The organism is Rhodococcus sp. D-6 (genome assembly GCF_040256695.1).
GTDB lineage: Bacteria > Actinomycetota > Actinomycetes > Mycobacteriales > Mycobacteriaceae > Rhodococcus > Rhodococcus pyridinivorans.
The window spans coordinates 3,275,784-3,289,579 of the sequence record NZ_CP132970.1; the positions used below are offsets into that span (position 1 = coordinate 3,275,784).

Below are 13,796 nucleotides of genomic sequence, written 5' to 3' on the forward strand. Positions count from 1 at the left end.
TTCGTTCTGCCCGAAACGTAACTCCGGTTGCTGTACGCGACGAACATGGCGCACTGCGCCACGCCGAGTCGGTCGCGTCAACTCCGACAACACGTCGGCGTCCACGGCCGACAACCTGTCACGGAATGTCCCGCAGGTCCTCGATGCGATGGTCGAACTCCCCCTCGGTGTCGTCGACCGAGTCCTCGACGCGGCCGTTCTCGAGCGGCCGGTACACGAAGACGGTGTTCAGTCCGACTTCGCGGGCGGCCCGCAGATCGTAGGGATGCGACGCGACCATCGCGGCCCGGAAGGGATCGACGCCCAGATACCGGCAGGTGCGCTCGTACAGGAAACGTTCGGGTTTGAAGGCGCCGAACAGTTCGGCCGTGAGGATGGCATCGGCCTCGAGCTGCTGGTCGCGGAAGAGCGCGATCATCGTGGCCATGTCCGTATTGGACAGTGTCGCCACCACTGCCTGCGAACGGAGTTCGTTCAGTCCGGGCCGCACGTCCGGCCATGCCTCGAGGCGTTGCCAGGCCCGCGCCGTCTCGACGCGCACGTCCTTGGGAAGGTCGATCCCGAACTGCTCGCACACGTCGCCGAGTCCGTCGACGTAGGAGTCCTGCACGCGATACCACTTCTCCACCGACTGGTCGAGACGGAGGATGCGTTCGTAGTAGTCGCTCCTCCAGGCCCGCACCAGGTCGCCCACGGTCGCCGGATCGGCATCGGGTCCGAGCGCATGGGCCACCGCCCGGGTGACCGGGGTGTAGAAGTCCATCAGCGTGCCCTGCACGTCGAAGATGTACGCGTCGTATCGGCTCACGCCTTGGAGCATGCCCGATCGCGCCTGCCCGAAACTGCTTTCCCGAACCCGCACGCCGATGTGACCCGCGTCGCATACTGGGACCGAAGCGTCGCCGCGCTCCGGGGGTGCACCATGGACGACCTGGCGGAATTCCGTCACGATCTCGATCGCATCGAACACCGCGTCGCCGGTGAGGTGGTCGTCGGCCGCTCGCGGGTCCGGATCCTGGCCGGGTGCGTCGCGCTGCTGGTCATGGGTCTGCTGCTTCCCCAGGCCACTTCGGTGACGTCCCTGACGACCCTTCTGCGCTGGGACTCCGAGGCCGCAACCCTTCCCCTCCGTGTCTTCGACGTCTTCGTGGTGGTGTTCGGCATCCTCGTACCGCTCGTCGCATTGCTCCGCCGCCGGTGGGGTGCCGCAACGCTCGCGATGCTCGGTTCGGGGGCGGCGTCGATGGTGGGACTGTTCGCCGTCTGGTCACAGGCCGGGATGGTCGCCCACACCTCTCACGCACCGCACGTCGGCCTGTATCTGTGCTGGGGCGCGGTGATGGCATCCACCGCGGTGTGGTTACCCGTCGTGCTCTCCACCGCTCCCCTGCGCAGCGCCCCTCCGGTCACCTCCGGAGTTCTGACTCCCCGGAACGGTCGCTGACCGCACCGTTCGCCGCTCGACAGTGGCGCACGACACGCTTGCGGTGCAACACTGTAATCAGTGCAACGCGCACAGGTTGATCGGTGCGACACGCACCGGGTCGCGTCCCGAGGAGGACATCATGCGACATTCACACATCCACGGATTCGGACGACCGGGCGGCTGGCAACAGGCAGACGTCCCCGACGCGAGCGATGCCGCCGAGTGGTTCGCCGGCAGGCTCCCCGACGACTGGTTCACCGGACCGCCCGACATCGAGATCGACAGAGAAGAGATCTTCGTCGTCGGCCCCCTCGGGGTACCCGACGGCACGAGCGACACCGAGATCGACGGACGCATCGCTCGATTCCGCGAGACCACGCGCGCCGACCGGATGCGCATCGCCGACGAGGCCGAGGCCCGCTACGGCCGAAAGGTGGCCTGGGGCGTGACGGTCGGCGACCGGACCGACCTGTTCACCCACCTCGCCGTCCCGGTCATGACGCGACTGCGCCAACCCGAACGGAAGGTGCTCGACACCCTCGTCGACGCCGGTGTCGCGCGGTCCCGTTCGGACGCACTGAAGTGGACCGTCAGGCTCGTGGGGCAGCACTCGGAGCACTGGCTCCGGGAACTGCGCGAAGCGATGAAGAAGGTCGACGATCTGCGTTCCGAAGGTCCGCAGGTCTGACCTCCGCCACCCGGAGGACCCATTCCCGCGCTACCGTCACGGTCTCCACCGAGGCGACACCGCGGGGTGTGGGCGGGCGGCGTATGACGATCACGCGCACGCCCAGTTCATCGGCGGCGTCGAGTTTGCCGCGGGTGAGCGAACCACCCGAATCCTTCGTGACGAGGGTATCGATCCCGTTGTCGAGCAGCAGCTTCCGTTCGTCACTCGCCGTGTAGGGGCCGCGTCCGAGCAGCACCGACCAGCTCGGTGGCAGTTCGGTCGTCAGTGGATCGACGACGCGGACGAGCACGTCGTGCGCGGCGAGCGGTCCGACGAAGCGGTCGAGTGTCTGCCGTCCGGTGCTGAGGAAGATCCTCCGGCCGGTCGCGGCGACGTGCGCGGCGCCGTCGTGGTCGTCGACCCACGTCCACCGGCCGTGCGCGTCGTGCCAGCCCGGTCGTTGCAGGCGCACCAGTGGCACGTTCGCGGCGGCGCATGCCGCGGCGGCGTTCGCGCTGATGCCCGCGGCGAACGGATGGGTGGCGTCGACGACGGCTCGGATACCGCGCTCGGTCAGGTACCGGACGAGACCGTCCGCTCCGCCGAACCCTCCGATGCGCACCGGACCGACGGGCAGGCGTGGATTGCGGACCCGGCCTGCCAGGGAGGATTCGAACGCGATGTCCGCGTCGTCCAATGCCGCGGCGAGGGAACGGGCTTCCCCCGTCCCACCGAGGATGAGGACCGTCACCGCAGGGTTCCCCTCAGCACGGGCAGGGTTCGCTCGTCGGAGAGCATGGCGAGCAGAGCGTCCATGTCGAGATGTTCGTCGACGAGGTCCGCGAGCGCCTCGATGCGGACCTCGCGTGCGGCCGGGAAACTCACTTCCCCGGTGCGGATCTCGCGGCCCACCACCGCAGCGACCTCGCGTAACCACGCCCAGCGCAACGCGTCCCCTTCGAGGGCGCCGTGCCACATGGTGCCGAACACCGAACCCTCTCGGGTGCCACCGAGGAATTCGGTGCCACCGTCGACGGTGACGCGTCCGTGATGGATCTCGTATCCGGAGGCAGCCGCATCCAACGCTGACCCCCTCGGCAATCGGAGGGCCTTCTCGTGTCCGAACTCGGTTCGGGCCGGGAGCAACCCGAGACCCGCCGCGCTTGCGCCGGGAACACCCTCGACGCCGTGCGGGTCGTCGATGCGCGTGCCGAGCATCTGGAAGCCGCCGCAGATACCGAGGACCGGTCCACCTCGGCGGGCGTGGTCGACGATCGCGGTGTCGAGTCCTCGCGAGCGCAGCCACGCGAGATCCGCGAGGGTCGCGCGTGTTCCGGGCACGATCACGACGTCGGCGCCGGCGAGCGCTCGCGGGTCGTCGACGAAGCGGACCCGCACGTCCGGTTCGAGGCACAACGCGTCGACATCGGTGAAATTGCTGACCCGCGGCAGCATCACGACGGCGATGCTCAGTGCGCCGTCACCATCGTGTGCGGGACGGGAGGTGAGGGCGAGTGAATCCTCCGAGTCGAGCCACAGGTCGCGTTGCCATGGCAGCACGCCGAGCACCGGGCGGCCGGTGAGCCGTTCGAGCGAGTCGAGTCCGGGCTTCAGGAGCGAGACGTCGCCGCGGAACTTGTTGATCACGAAGCCGCGGATCAACTGCTGATCCGCGGCGTCGAGCAGGGCCAGCGTCCCGTACATCGAGGCGAACACACCACCGCGGTCGATGTCGCCGACCACGACGGTCGGCATCGAACCATGTTGCGCCAGACCCATGTTCACATAGTCGTGGTCGCGCAGATTGATCTCGGCCGCGCTCCCGGCACCTTCGCACACCACCACGTCGAATCTACGCCGGAGGTCGTCGAAGGCACCGAATGCCGCGTCGGCGAGATGCTTTCGTCCACCGGCGAACTCACCCGCCTCCAGCGCTCCGGCCGGCCGCCCGAGAACCACGACGTGGCTGCGCCGGTCGTTGCCGGGCTTGAGCAGCACCGGGTTCATCGCGGCCTCGGGGATCGCACGGGCAGCCACTGCCTGGATCCACTGGGCGCGCCCGATCTCCGCGCCCTCGCTCGTCACCATCGAGTTGTTCGACATGTTCTGCGCCTTGAACGGCGCGACCTTCAGGCCGCGCCGCGCCAAGGATCGGCAGATCCCGGTGACGACCACGGATTTTCCTGCATCCGAGGTCGTTCCGGCGACGAGCAGACCCGAACCCATGCCGTCAGGCCGGGATCGTCACGCGACGGGACGCGCGTTCGGTGAGGTACGCGAAGACCACACCGAGCACCGCCCACAGGGTGAGCTGCACGGTGAACGACGCGACCCGGAACTCCCACAGCAGCGTCGCGGGGAAGCCCTCCCCCACCTCGTCGATTTTCGGCAAGGCGAGATATCCGAGACCCACCACGACGAGGAAGGCGACCGCCGGGCCTGCGATGCGGACGGTGTGCAGATCCTGGGCGGCCAGCGCCTTCGCCACCGCGACGGCCACGGCGATCGCGACGAGTCCGAGAACGACCGAGGCGAGCCACAGCAGGGTGCGTTGATCGATCGTGTCGGGATCACCGACGGCCGGCGGATTCGCCGGATACTTCACGAACGGGACGGCCTCGACGGCGAGCCACGCTCCGGCCGCCCCGAACAATCCGAGCTTCCAGCCCGGCATGTCGGTGAGGCGACGCGCGAAGTGCAGCACCGACGCGTAGAGGGCGCCGAACGCGAGACCGGCGAGAGTCGTCGCGAGGAACAGTCCGGCCTTCTGCCCGGTACGGTCGACGAGCGCATCCTCGCCGTGACTGTGACCGTGGGATTCCCCGGTGGTCGCAGCGTGGTCGTGGTCATGCGAATGCGCTTCGCCGGCAGCTTCTTCGAGCGCGATCGCGGATTCGATGTGGGGTTCGCCGACGACGAAGGCGACACCGCCGGCGAGCAGACCCGCGACGAGTCCGGCGAGCAGGCCCCGCAGCAGCAGGTGGAGGTAGGTTCCGGGCATCGTGGTCCCCGTTCTCAATGGCACGGAAGACCGAGGAGATGCCGGCCGTCGTGCATCAGTTCGTGCATGAACATGCCGGTGCGCGAGATCGCGCCCTGATCGAATCCGACCAGGTAGAGAACGAGAAATGCCGCGACGATCACTGCGGCGAGAGCGACTGCGAGTGCGGCGGAGCCGAGCGACTCGTCGGGGGTATGGACAACAGCCATGACAATCCTCCTGGGATTTCGCGCCCCATTCGATTCCGTCATGTGCCGCGGGAGTTTTCTGGCTTCCGGAGATTTCGACATCTCCGGTTACAGTGGCGCGACCGCTCCGGCTTTCCACCGGATTGCCTACACCTCGGCACATCTTTACCGACGCACCTTCGCACCGCGCGTTGTGCGATGTCAAGCGGAGAGGACGTACCTGCCGTGACCCGATTGTTCGTCGTCGCACACGCTTCCACGCATGCGACGGAACAGGCCCGATTTCCGTGCGACGAACCGATCTCCGATCGGGGCCGCCGCGAACTCGGACGCTTCGCGGTGCCGGTCGTCGACCGGTGGGTATGTGCACCCGAGCGACGCGCGGTCGACACGGTCCACTCCTTCGGTGCCCCCGCCGAGATCGACTCCGCGCTGCGCGAGCTCGACTACGGCAGGTGGTGCGGGGCGGCGATGGGCGATGTGCCCGAGGGCGAGCTGGCGATGTGGCTGACCGAGCCGGCGGCCGCACCGCACGGCGGCGAGTCCGTCGAGGACCTCATCCGCCGGGTCGGCACCTGGCTGGCGGCACAGGACGACGGCTACGAACGGGTCGGGGTGGTGACACACCCGGCGGTCGTGCGAGCGGCGACGGTGTGCGCTCTCGACGCTCCGGCGGCGTCGTTCCGGAGGGTCGACGTGGGACCGCTGGACGTCGTCCGGCTCTACGGCGGGCCGGGTCGGTGGACTTTGCGGCCGAACCGATTCGCGCGGTGAGCTACCAGGTGACGTCCTTCTCGCACTGCTTGCCGTCGACTGTCGACTCCACCTGGACGGTGGCGTGCTCGAGCCCGTGCGACGACAGCGCGGTGCGCGCCGAGTCGAGGATCCACTGCGGGTCGTGGTCGCTGACGAGATGCACGGTCGCGACGTCCATGCCGGTGGTCAGCGTCCACACGTGCAGGTCGTGCACGCCGCACACGCCGGGCAGCGCGAGCAGGTCGGTGCGCAGCAGGTCGACGTCGAGATGCGCCGGCGAGGTCTGGGTGAGGATGCGCAGCGACTCGGCGGCCAGTCGCAGGGCGCGCGGCACGACCCACAGGGAGATGAGCACACCGACGACGACGTCGGCCAGGCTCCAGCCGAAGATCATGACGAGCGCGCCCGCGATGAGGACGCCGACGGATCCGACGGCGTCGGCGAGCACCTCCATGTAGGCGCCGCGCACCGCGATGCTGTCCTTCGCGTCGGCCCGCAGCATGAGCATCACGACGATGTTGGCGGCCAGTCCCGCGAGGGCGGTGACGATCATGGGCAGGCCGGGAAGTTCGGGGGCGTCGCCGATGCGGTCGATCGCCTCGTAGAACACCCAGCCGGCGACGCCGAGCAGCAGCACCGCGTTGACCATCGCGGTGAGGACTTCGGCGCGATGCCAGCCGAAGGTGCGCGATGCCGCGCTGCTCCCGCGTCGGGCGAGGATGAGGGCGACCATGCCCATGGACACCCCGACGACGTCGGTGAGCATGTGGCCCGCGTCGGCGAGCAGGGCGAGAGAACCGATCAGGAGACCGACGAACGCCTCCAGTACGAAGAACGCTCCGAGGATGCCCAGCGCGAAGGCCATGCGCCGGATGACGGCGCGCGTGGGACCGGCGCCCTGACCGTGACCGTGACCGACGCCGTGTGAGTGCCCGTGACCCGAACCCATCGAACTCCCTCTCCGAAACTCGGGCCATCGTATGCACGAATGCGCATATGTTTCAACGGCTACGTTCCCGACGGGCTCGGAGGGCTTACTCGTCCGGGTCGTAGGCCGGATGTTCGACGGTGGAAGGAAGGGTCGCGATCGCGGTGATCCGCTTGAGTCCGGCGGTCTGCAGCAGGTCGACGATCAGCGACCTCATCTGCGCGAACACCACCGTCGCCGACACTCCTGCCCCGGCGATGAGTTCGGGATCCATCTTCTTGGCGATGCTGCGCAGCACACGTGCAGCCTCGGCCTGGTCGGGCTGCTCCCCCGGCTCCGCGAGAACCATCTCGCGGAGCACGTCCACCGCATCGGCCACCTCGGCGAACCGCTGCACGAGCCGCGGATCGAGGATCTCGTCGTCGCGGACGAGGGTCAGCGACCGGCGCGCGAGCACGCGAATGTTGCGCATCGCGTGATCGATCGGGTCGGCGGCAGCCGTCAGGACCGCGAGACGCTTGCGGCTGTTCCAGTACAGCGGCGAGATCCGGCTGATCTCCCGACCGCCCTTGAGGTGGGTGCGCATCGAGTCGATCGCGGGCTGGGTGGCCCGCGCCTGCTTGAGGGCGTCCTCGATCGGTTTCGGGTTGTTCTCGACGAGCCCGGTCTCGACCTTCCTCAGGACCTCGCTCGCCGTGGCGAGGATCTCGGCGGCGTTGCGCCGGGCACGCCGCACCGGATGGGTGGGGATCATCGCGACGACCGCGATGCCCGTGAGACCCCCGACCAGGGCGTCGACCATCCGATCGGGCCCACCGGTGCCACCGGGTGGCAGCAGCGTCGCCACGAGCACCGCGGAGTTCCCGGCCTGCATCGCGAAGATCGGGCCGCTGTTCAACGCGACCGCCGTACTCATCGCGATGGTCACGACGAGCGCGATCTGCCACGGTCCGCTGCCGATCAGCGAGACGAGCAGGTCGCCCACGCCGATCCCGACGGTCACACCGCAGACGAGTTCGACGGAACGCCGCAACCGGGCGCCGAGACCGAGCCCGAGGGAGACGACTGCCGCGATGGGGGCGAAGAAGGGCTGTTGGTGCCCGACCAGATCCTTCGCGACCCACCACGCCAGGCCCGCCGCCAGCGCGCACTGCACGATCGGCAGCGCCGATGTGCGCAGCCGTTCGAACGAGTCGGTCAGGCGTTTACGAGCTCCCTGACGGGTGGGTCGACGCCGGGTCGCCACGGACAGTCTGTTCAACACAGACATGTACGGGCGTCTATTCGACGCCGAGTTCTTCCGCTGCCCGCGGGTCGCAGTCCTCGAGCAGGTCCAGGCAGCGGGCGTGCTCGTCCGACTCACCGATGGTCCGGGCTGCCCGGGCGAGCACGGCGACGCAGCGCAGGAAACCGCGGTTGGGTTCGTGGCTGTAGGGCACGGGACCGAAGCCCTTCCAGCCGTTGCGGCGCAGCTGGTCGAGGCCGCGGTGGTATCCGGTGCGTGCGTAGGCGTAGGCCTGGATCGTCTCGCCACGGTCGAGTGCGGCCTCGGCGAGATACGCCCATGCGATCGAGGCGGTGGGATGGTCGGCTGCGACCTTCGCCGGGTCCTCGTTGTTCAGCAGGGCCGACTCCGCGTCGTCGTCGCCGGGGAGAAGGGTGGGCTGCGGTCCGAGAAGATCACCGAAAGACGTCATGGGGTCATTGTGCCCTTCCGTGGCGAAGGCTCGATAGAGTCCCCGGGTAACCGCAGGCCGTCGAGCGAGGTGCAGCACGTTGTCGGACCCGAAGAACGAAGAGTCACCCGAGCAGACTTCGACGACCCCTTCTGTCGAGACACCGGACGAGAGTGCGGAAAACGAACCCCCTGTCGAGCCGGCGGCGACCGACGAAGCAGCCGCAGAAGAAGCGGTATCCGAGGATGCAGTGCCCCAGGATGCAGTGCCCGAGGATGCAGTGGGCGCGGGAACCGAGAAGGCCGACGAGCCGGCGGAGCAGGTCTCCGAGAAACCTGAGGAGCCGACCACCGATGCGGCGTCCTCGGGTGAGGACGCGAGCAGCGATGAGCCGGAACAGGCTGCAGACGAGAGCGTCACCACGGACGAGACCGTGGCGCTTCCCGTCGTCGAACCCGAGACCGTCGAGTCCCGCCCGACCCCCGAATCCGAGCCCGCGCCCGATGTCACCGCCGATGCGCCCACGGTGCAGATCCCGGTCCGCAGCCACGTGCCGAAGGCGCCGCCGCAGCGCATCGCTCCGCGCCGTGAGGAACCGACGGTTCAGCCCGAGCCCGTCCGCGTCGCCGTCCAGCCCACGCCCACGCGCATCCCGCCGGCCCGCGACAAGAGCCGCGGTCGTCGGCTGATCGCTGCCGGAGCAGCGGCCGTGCTGGTGGTCGTGGCGATCGTCGCGGCCGGGGTGATCGTGTTCCTGAAGGACCGCGCCGACAACTCCCCCGAGAGCCGGATCCGCGCGAGCATCGACACCTTCGTCGGAGCACTCGAATCGGGCGACCTGGGGACTCTGCGGGAGTCGACCTGCGGAGCGCTCTCCGACTTCTACGAGACGGTCGATCCGGAGAACTTCCGCGACATCCACCGGCTCGCCGTCGAACAGGGCGAGATCCCGGTGGTGACGAGCGTCGATCGCATCCAGATCACCGAGGGCACCGCCATCGCGCAGGTCACCGCGCACACGGTGAACGATCCCGACGATGTCACCGACCGCACCTTCGACCTCACGCTCGACGGTGAGCAGTGGAAGGTCTGCAGCGAATAACGGGACGACAGCGACCACGAGTGTGCAGAAGTCGTCGTTCGCCCTCGGCGTGTCGCGACGATTTCTGCACACCGTAGGGACGACGAAGGGCGCCGACGAGAACGTCGGCGCCCTTCTGGTATCGGTGGGGCCTTACTTGGCCGAGACCGAGCGTCCCGCCGACTTGAGGTCGTTGCAGGCCTCGATGACACGCTGCGTCATGGACGCCTCGGCCTTCTTGAGGTAGCTGCGCGGGTCGTAGGCCTTCTTGTTGCCGACCTCGCCGTCGATCTTGAGCACACCGTCGTAGTTGGTGAACATGTGTGCCGCGATCGGGCGGGTGAACGCGTACTGCGTGTCGGTGTCGACGTTCATCTTCACGACGCCGTAGCTCAGCGCCTCGTCGATCTCCGACTTCAGCGAACCCGAACCGCCGTGGAAGACGAGGTCGAACGGCTTCGAACCCTCGGGCAGACCCAGCTTCTTCGACGCGGCGGCCTGGCCCTCGGCGAGGACGGACGGCTTGAGCTTGACGTTGCCCGGCTTGTAGACGCCGTGGACGTTGCCGAAGGTAGCGGCGAGCAGGTACTGGCCCTTGTCGGCGCCGAGCGCGTCGACGGTCTTCTCGAAGTCCTCGACCGTGGTGTAGAGCTTGTCGTTGATGGCGTTCTCGACGCCGTCCTCTTCACCGCCGACGACGCCGATCTCGATCTCGAGGATGATCTTCGCGGCCTTGGCGGCAGCGAGGAGTTCCTGCGCGATCTCGAGGTTCTCGTCGATCGGGATGGCCGAGCCGTCCCACATGTGCGACTGGAACAGCGGGTTCTGTCCGTTGTTCACGCGCTCCTGCGAGATCGCGATGAGCGGGCGGACGAAGCCGTCGAGCTTGTCCTTCGGGCAGTGGTCGGTGTGCAGAGCGATCGTCACGTCGTACTTCTCGGCGACGACGTGGGCGAACTCGGCGAGTGCCACGGCGCCGGTGACCATGTCCTTCACACCCAGGCCCGAGCCGAACTCGGCGCCACCGGTCGAGAACTGGATGATGCCGTCGCTGCCGGCGTCCGCAAAGCCCTTGATGGCGGCGTTGATCGTTTCGGACGACGTGCAGTTGATCGCCGGGAACGCGAAGGAGTGCTCCTTCGCGCGGGCGATCATCTCGGCGTAGACCTCGGGAGTCGCGATAGGCACAGCGGCTGTCCTCCAGATGAGAGTCGATCGGCACCCCACCGGGATGTGGTGGGTGCCCGGTTGTCCTTGCAGTATGTCAAGTGACACGTCCGTTCGATACTCGGGCCGCCCGGGGTGGGTGTCGGGATTCGGGGGGAGGTGGACGCCGCCGGTACCCTGGATCGCGTGACTGTGTTCGAAGCCTCGGAGTCCGTGACCAATCTGGCCCTGCTACCGGGGTTTCTGGATCCTGTCAATCTACTCAATTCGTTCGGTACCTGGATGCTCATCGGGTTGCTGCTCGTGGTGTTCATCGAATCCGGTCTGCTGTTCCCGCTGCTGCCCGGCGACTCGCTGCTGTTCACCGCGGGCCTGATCGCGGCGGCCAAGTCGGCGGAGGTCGAACCGTTCGCCCCGTTGTGGGTGCTGATGGTGACGATCCCCATCGCGGCGGTCCTCGGCGACCAGGTCGGCTATCTCATCGGCGCGAAGGGCGGAACCAGGCTGTTCAAGCCGGACTCGAAGCTCTTCAAGCAGGCCTACATCGACGAAGCGCACCGCTTCTTCCTGCGCCACGGACCCGCGATGATCTTCCTGGCACGTTTCGTGCCGATCGTGCGCACCTACGCCCCGCTCGTCGCGGGCGCCGCGAAGATGCCCTACCGCGTGTTCATCACCTACAACATCATCGGCGGCATCGTGTGGGGCGCCGGGGTGACGCTGCTCGGCTACCTGCTGGGACAGATCAGCTTCATCGCCGACAACATCGACATCATCTTCCTGGGCATCGTGTTCGTCTCGGTGATCCCGATCATCACGGAGGTCGGCAAGCGCGTGCTCAACTCGCGTCGTGCGGCCAAGAACGGTGAGGCGCCGGCCGCCGAGGCCGCGACGATGCCGATCAACCGCATCGAGAGCACGTAGGAACGAACCTGGCACCACAGAAGGTGGATTCCGCCCGTCGAACGAACGGGTCGGAATCCGCCTTCTTCCGTTTCAGGACCGCGAGGCCGCGACAGCGTAGGCCGCTTCCATGAGCATCCACCCGCCGAGCTGCACCGACATGTCACGTTCGGCGACGGCCGACTCTCGGACGGTGCCGCCCGCGAACCGCGCGACCGAGGTGCCCAGGCCGGGCAGCCGCGCCTGCCGCGACCAGTCGCGGCCGAAGACCGGCAGCTCCTCGACCTGCAGCCGGTTCTCCCAGGCGGCCTCCGCCGACGCCAGCACGATCCGTGCCGCGACGTTGCGGGCGCGGATGTCGTCGCGGTCGACGACGGGCAGTGTCGTGGCGACCATCGCGAGGTAGCGGGCCAGGATCCCGTTGAACAGTCCCCCGTCGCCGCCTCCCCCGCCGGTGACGACGCTGCGCTCGGTGAGGTGATCGTCGACCGCGGCGACGAGCGCGTGGACCCTGCGGCGATGCCTGGAGTCGTCGAGTTGCAGGGCGAGCTCGGTCTCGAGGCCGAGCGTCACCCCCTGGCAGTAGCTGTAGATCGCGCGTTCGTGCACGCCATCACGGATGCCGTCCAGGACGAGGCCCGTCTCGGGGTCGAGCAGCACGTCGTGGATCCAGTCGGCCATCTCCTCGGCGCGGTAGACCTTGCCGGTGCGGGCGAGCAGCAGCGCCGCCGGACCGTTCGCGGGGGCGTTGAAGAAGGTGTCCCGCCGGCGCCACGGGATGCCGCCGCCGCTCTCGGGTTGCCAGGCGTCGACGAGCTCGTCGACGAGGGTCGCGATCGCGCCGCGGTGGTCGACGTAGAGATGCCGTTCGGCCCGTTCGAGCGACAGGCCGAGCCACGCCATGTCGTCGTAGTAGTTGTTGGTCCAGCCGGTGAGGTTGCGGATGCGGTGGGTGCGTGCGAGCCGCACGACACGGCGCCGGCGGCGCGGGGTGGCGTCGCGCTCGGCGGCGTCGACGGCGGCGTCGATCAGGTGCGCCTGCCACCAGTAGTGCCAGGAGAGGAACAGTCGCTCACGTCGGACGGCGGGCCATCCGACCACCCCGAGCGCGGTGCCGGGCAGTGCCCAGAGACGACGGATGTGCCGAGACACGATCGCACCCTCCGCGGCGTCGGCCCGCTCCGACCACCGGGCGGCCTCGACTCCGTCCGAACGCTGTCCTGCTGCGGTGTTCATCACCCTCCACACTGCCCGACCGGCGGCCGCCCCGACGACGGTCCGCGCGACTTTCATCCCGGATTGCGGGGCAGGTGTTACCAGGCGTCCGAGAAATCGGCGTGCTGCCGGATCCACGCGTGCATTGCGATCCCCGCGGCGACACCCGCGTTGATGGACCGCGTGGAGCCGAACTGGGCGATGGAGACCGTCATCGAGGCGACGTTGCGGGCCGCTTCGGTGACGCCGGGACCCTCCTGCCCGAACAGCAGCAGGCAGCGGCGCGGCAGGGTCGCCGTCTCCAACCGGACCGAGCCGGGGGTGTTGTCCACCGCGACGATCTCGAGGTCCTGTTCGGCCGCCCACGCGACGAGCGCGTCGACATCCGAGTGGTGGAGCAGGTGCTGGTAGCGGTCGGTGACCATCGCTCCGCGCCGATTCCATCGGCGTCGCCCGACGATGTGCACGGTGCCCACGGCGAACGCGTTGGCGGTGCGAACGACCGTCCCGATGTTCGCGTCGTGGGCGAAGTTCTCGATGGCGACGTGCAGCGGGTGCCGGCGACGGTCGATGTCCGCGACGATCGCCTCGCGGGTCCAGTAGCGGTAGGCGTCGACGACGTTGCGCCGGTCGCCGTGGGCGAGCAGCTCGGGGTCGTAGCGCGGGTCGGTGGGCGGCTCGGTGCCGAACTCCTCGATCCACGGTCCGACGCCGTGCGGGTGCTCACCCCATTCGGTGGGGCCCGCCACGTTCTCGACGGCCGGTTCGGAATGCGTGTCGGTCAC

16 protein-coding genes and 1 riboswitch are annotated in these 13,796 nt (G+C 68.4%); of the genes, 5 read left to right on the forward strand and 11 right to left on the reverse strand.

Annotation, left to right across the window (positions count from 1 at the left end):
* Window positions 1-118: 118 nt before the first annotated feature.
* The gene (locus RBB84_RS15315; protein WP_019291058.1) at window positions 119-820 is read right to left on the reverse strand and encodes a haloacid dehalogenase type II; all 702 of its coding nucleotides are present in this window, start codon (window positions 818-820) and stop codon (window positions 119-121) included.
* A gap of 102 nt (window positions 821-922) precedes the next feature.
* Here RBB84_RS15315 and RBB84_RS15320 point away from each other — a divergent pair, with 102 nt between their 5' ends.
* Window positions 923-1,444: a hypothetical protein gene (locus RBB84_RS15320; RefSeq protein ID WP_019291057.1), complete on the forward strand. Its 522-nt coding sequence runs from the start codon at window positions 923-925 to the stop codon at window positions 1,442-1,444.
* Window positions 1,445-1,565: 121 nt separating this feature from the next.
* Window positions 1,566-2,114, forward strand: coding sequence for a hypothetical protein (locus tag RBB84_RS15325; protein ID WP_082921052.1), 549 nt, complete (start codon window positions 1,566-1,568; stop codon window positions 2,112-2,114).
* On the opposite strand, the gene RBB84_RS15330 is transcribed toward RBB84_RS15325, so the two are convergent.
* The 4 genes from RBB84_RS15330 to RBB84_RS15345 are packed head-to-tail and all read right to left on the reverse strand — an operon-like array spanning window position 2,017 to window position 5,306.
* On the reverse strand, window positions 2,017-2,847 hold the full coding sequence (locus RBB84_RS15330) for a cobalt-precorrin-6A reductase (protein ID WP_064256544.1): 831 nt from the start codon (window positions 2,845-2,847) through the stop codon (window positions 2,017-2,019). The genes RBB84_RS15325 and RBB84_RS15330 overlap by 98 nt on opposite strands.
* Window positions 2,844-4,322, reverse strand: a complete 1,479-nt coding sequence (locus RBB84_RS15335; protein WP_064256543.1) for a cobyric acid synthase — start codon at window positions 4,320-4,322, stop codon at window positions 2,844-2,846. Before RBB84_RS15335 ends, RBB84_RS15330 begins: the two co-directional genes overlap by 4 nt.
* Before the next feature lie 4 nt (window positions 4,323-4,326).
* Entirely contained in the window at window positions 4,327-5,097 is a 771-nt protein-coding gene (locus tag RBB84_RS15340) for a CbtA family protein (protein WP_019291054.1), read from the reverse strand.
* A 14-nt stretch (window positions 5,098-5,111) separates the two neighbouring features.
* Window positions 5,112-5,306 (reverse strand): CbtB domain-containing protein, encoded by a 195-nt coding sequence (locus RBB84_RS15345; protein ID WP_006552982.1) that lies wholly within the window; start codon window positions 5,304-5,306, stop codon window positions 5,112-5,114.
* A gap of 54 nt (window positions 5,307-5,360) precedes the next feature.
* A riboswitch (cobalamin riboswitch) is annotated at window positions 5,361-5,430 on the reverse strand.
* An 80-nt stretch (window positions 5,431-5,510) separates the two neighbouring features.
* On the opposite strand from RBB84_RS15345, the gene RBB84_RS15350 reads away from it, so the two are divergent.
* A complete protein-coding gene (locus RBB84_RS15350; protein ID WP_082921044.1) occupies window positions 5,511-6,059 on the forward strand; it encodes a histidine phosphatase family protein in 549 nt (182 codons plus the stop codon).
* A 1-nt stretch (window position 6,060) separates the two neighbouring features.
* On the opposite strand, the gene RBB84_RS15355 is transcribed toward RBB84_RS15350, so the two are convergent.
* The 3 genes from RBB84_RS15355 to RBB84_RS15365 all read right to left on the reverse strand — a co-directional run bounded on the left by RBB84_RS15355 (window position 6,061) and on the right by RBB84_RS15365 (window position 8,666).
* Window positions 6,061-6,990 carry a cation diffusion facilitator family transporter gene (locus RBB84_RS15355; RefSeq protein WP_006552984.1) on the reverse strand — a complete coding sequence of 310 codons (930 nt, stop codon included), beginning with the start codon at window positions 6,988-6,990 and terminating at the stop codon, window positions 6,061-6,063.
* 85 nt (window positions 6,991-7,075) lie between these two features.
* A complete protein-coding gene (locus RBB84_RS15360) occupies window positions 7,076-8,239 on the reverse strand; it encodes an FUSC family protein (protein WP_197481855.1) in 1,164 nt (387 codons plus the stop codon).
* Between the two features lie 10 nt (window positions 8,240-8,249).
* On the reverse strand, window positions 8,250-8,666 hold the full coding sequence (locus RBB84_RS15365; RefSeq protein WP_064256541.1) for a DUF3151 domain-containing protein: 417 nt from the start codon (window positions 8,664-8,666) through the stop codon (window positions 8,250-8,252).
* Window positions 8,667-8,895: 229 nt separating this feature from the next.
* Here RBB84_RS15365 and RBB84_RS15370 point away from each other — a divergent pair, with 229 nt between their 5' ends.
* Window positions 8,896-9,747 carry a hypothetical protein gene (locus tag RBB84_RS15370; protein WP_231912037.1) on the forward strand — a complete coding sequence of 284 codons (852 nt, stop codon included), beginning with the start codon at window positions 8,896-8,898 and terminating at the stop codon, window positions 9,745-9,747.
* Window positions 9,748-9,879: 132 nt separating this feature from the next.
* Here RBB84_RS15370 and fbaA read toward each other — a convergent pair whose 3' ends face one another.
* Window positions 9,880-10,914 (reverse strand): class II fructose-bisphosphate aldolase, encoded by a 1,035-nt coding sequence (gene fbaA / locus RBB84_RS15375; protein WP_024101888.1) that lies wholly within the window; start codon window positions 10,912-10,914, stop codon window positions 9,880-9,882.
* Window positions 10,915-11,079: 165 nt separating this feature from the next.
* On the opposite strand from fbaA, the gene RBB84_RS15380 reads away from it, so the two are divergent.
* A complete protein-coding gene (locus RBB84_RS15380) occupies window positions 11,080-11,817 on the forward strand; it encodes a VTT domain-containing protein (protein WP_024101889.1) in 738 nt (245 codons plus the stop codon).
* A 72-nt stretch (window positions 11,818-11,889) separates the two neighbouring features.
* Here RBB84_RS15380 and RBB84_RS15385 read toward each other — a convergent pair whose 3' ends face one another.
* Window positions 11,890-13,032, reverse strand: a complete 1,143-nt coding sequence (locus tag RBB84_RS15385) for a glycoside hydrolase family 76 protein (RefSeq protein WP_033096379.1) — start codon at window positions 13,030-13,032, stop codon at window positions 11,890-11,892.
* Window positions 13,033-13,109: 77 nt separating this feature from the next.
* A complete protein-coding gene (locus RBB84_RS15390) occupies window positions 13,110-13,796 on the reverse strand; it encodes an RNA methyltransferase (protein WP_024101891.1) in 687 nt (228 codons plus the stop codon).

Coding starts and splice junctions, on each gene's coding strand:
- RBB84_RS15315 (WP_019291058.1), bottom strand. CDS start 820: ATGCTCCAAGGCGTGAGCCGATACGACGCGTACATCTTCGACGTGCAG.
- RBB84_RS15320 (WP_019291057.1), top strand. CDS start 923: ATGGACGACCTGGCGGAATTCCGTCACGATCTCGATCGCATCGAACAC.
- RBB84_RS15325 (WP_082921052.1), top strand. CDS start 1,566: ATGCGACATTCACACATCCACGGATTCGGACGACCGGGCGGCTGGCAA.
- RBB84_RS15335 (WP_064256543.1), bottom strand. CDS start 4,322: ATGGGTTCGGGTCTGCTCGTCGCCGGAACGACCTCGGATGCAGGAAAA.
- RBB84_RS15340 (WP_019291054.1), bottom strand. CDS start 5,097: ATGCCCGGAACCTACCTCCACCTGCTGCTGCGGGGCCTGCTCGCCGGA.
- RBB84_RS15345 (WP_006552982.1), bottom strand. CDS start 5,306: ATGGCTGTTGTCCATACCCCCGACGAGTCGCTCGGCTCCGCCGCACTC.
- RBB84_RS15355 (WP_006552984.1), bottom strand. CDS start 6,990: ATGGGTTCGGGTCACGGGCACTCACACGGCGTCGGTCACGGTCACGGT.
- RBB84_RS15360 (WP_197481855.1), bottom strand. CDS start 8,239: ATGTCTGTGTTGAACAGACTGTCCGTGGCGACCCGGCGTCGACCCACC.
- RBB84_RS15365 (WP_064256541.1), bottom strand. CDS start 8,666: ATGACGTCTTTCGGTGATCTTCTCGGACCGCAGCCCACCCTTCTCCCC.
- RBB84_RS15385 (WP_033096379.1), bottom strand. CDS start 13,032: ATGAACACCGCAGCAGGACAGCGTTCGGACGGAGTCGAGGCCGCCCGG.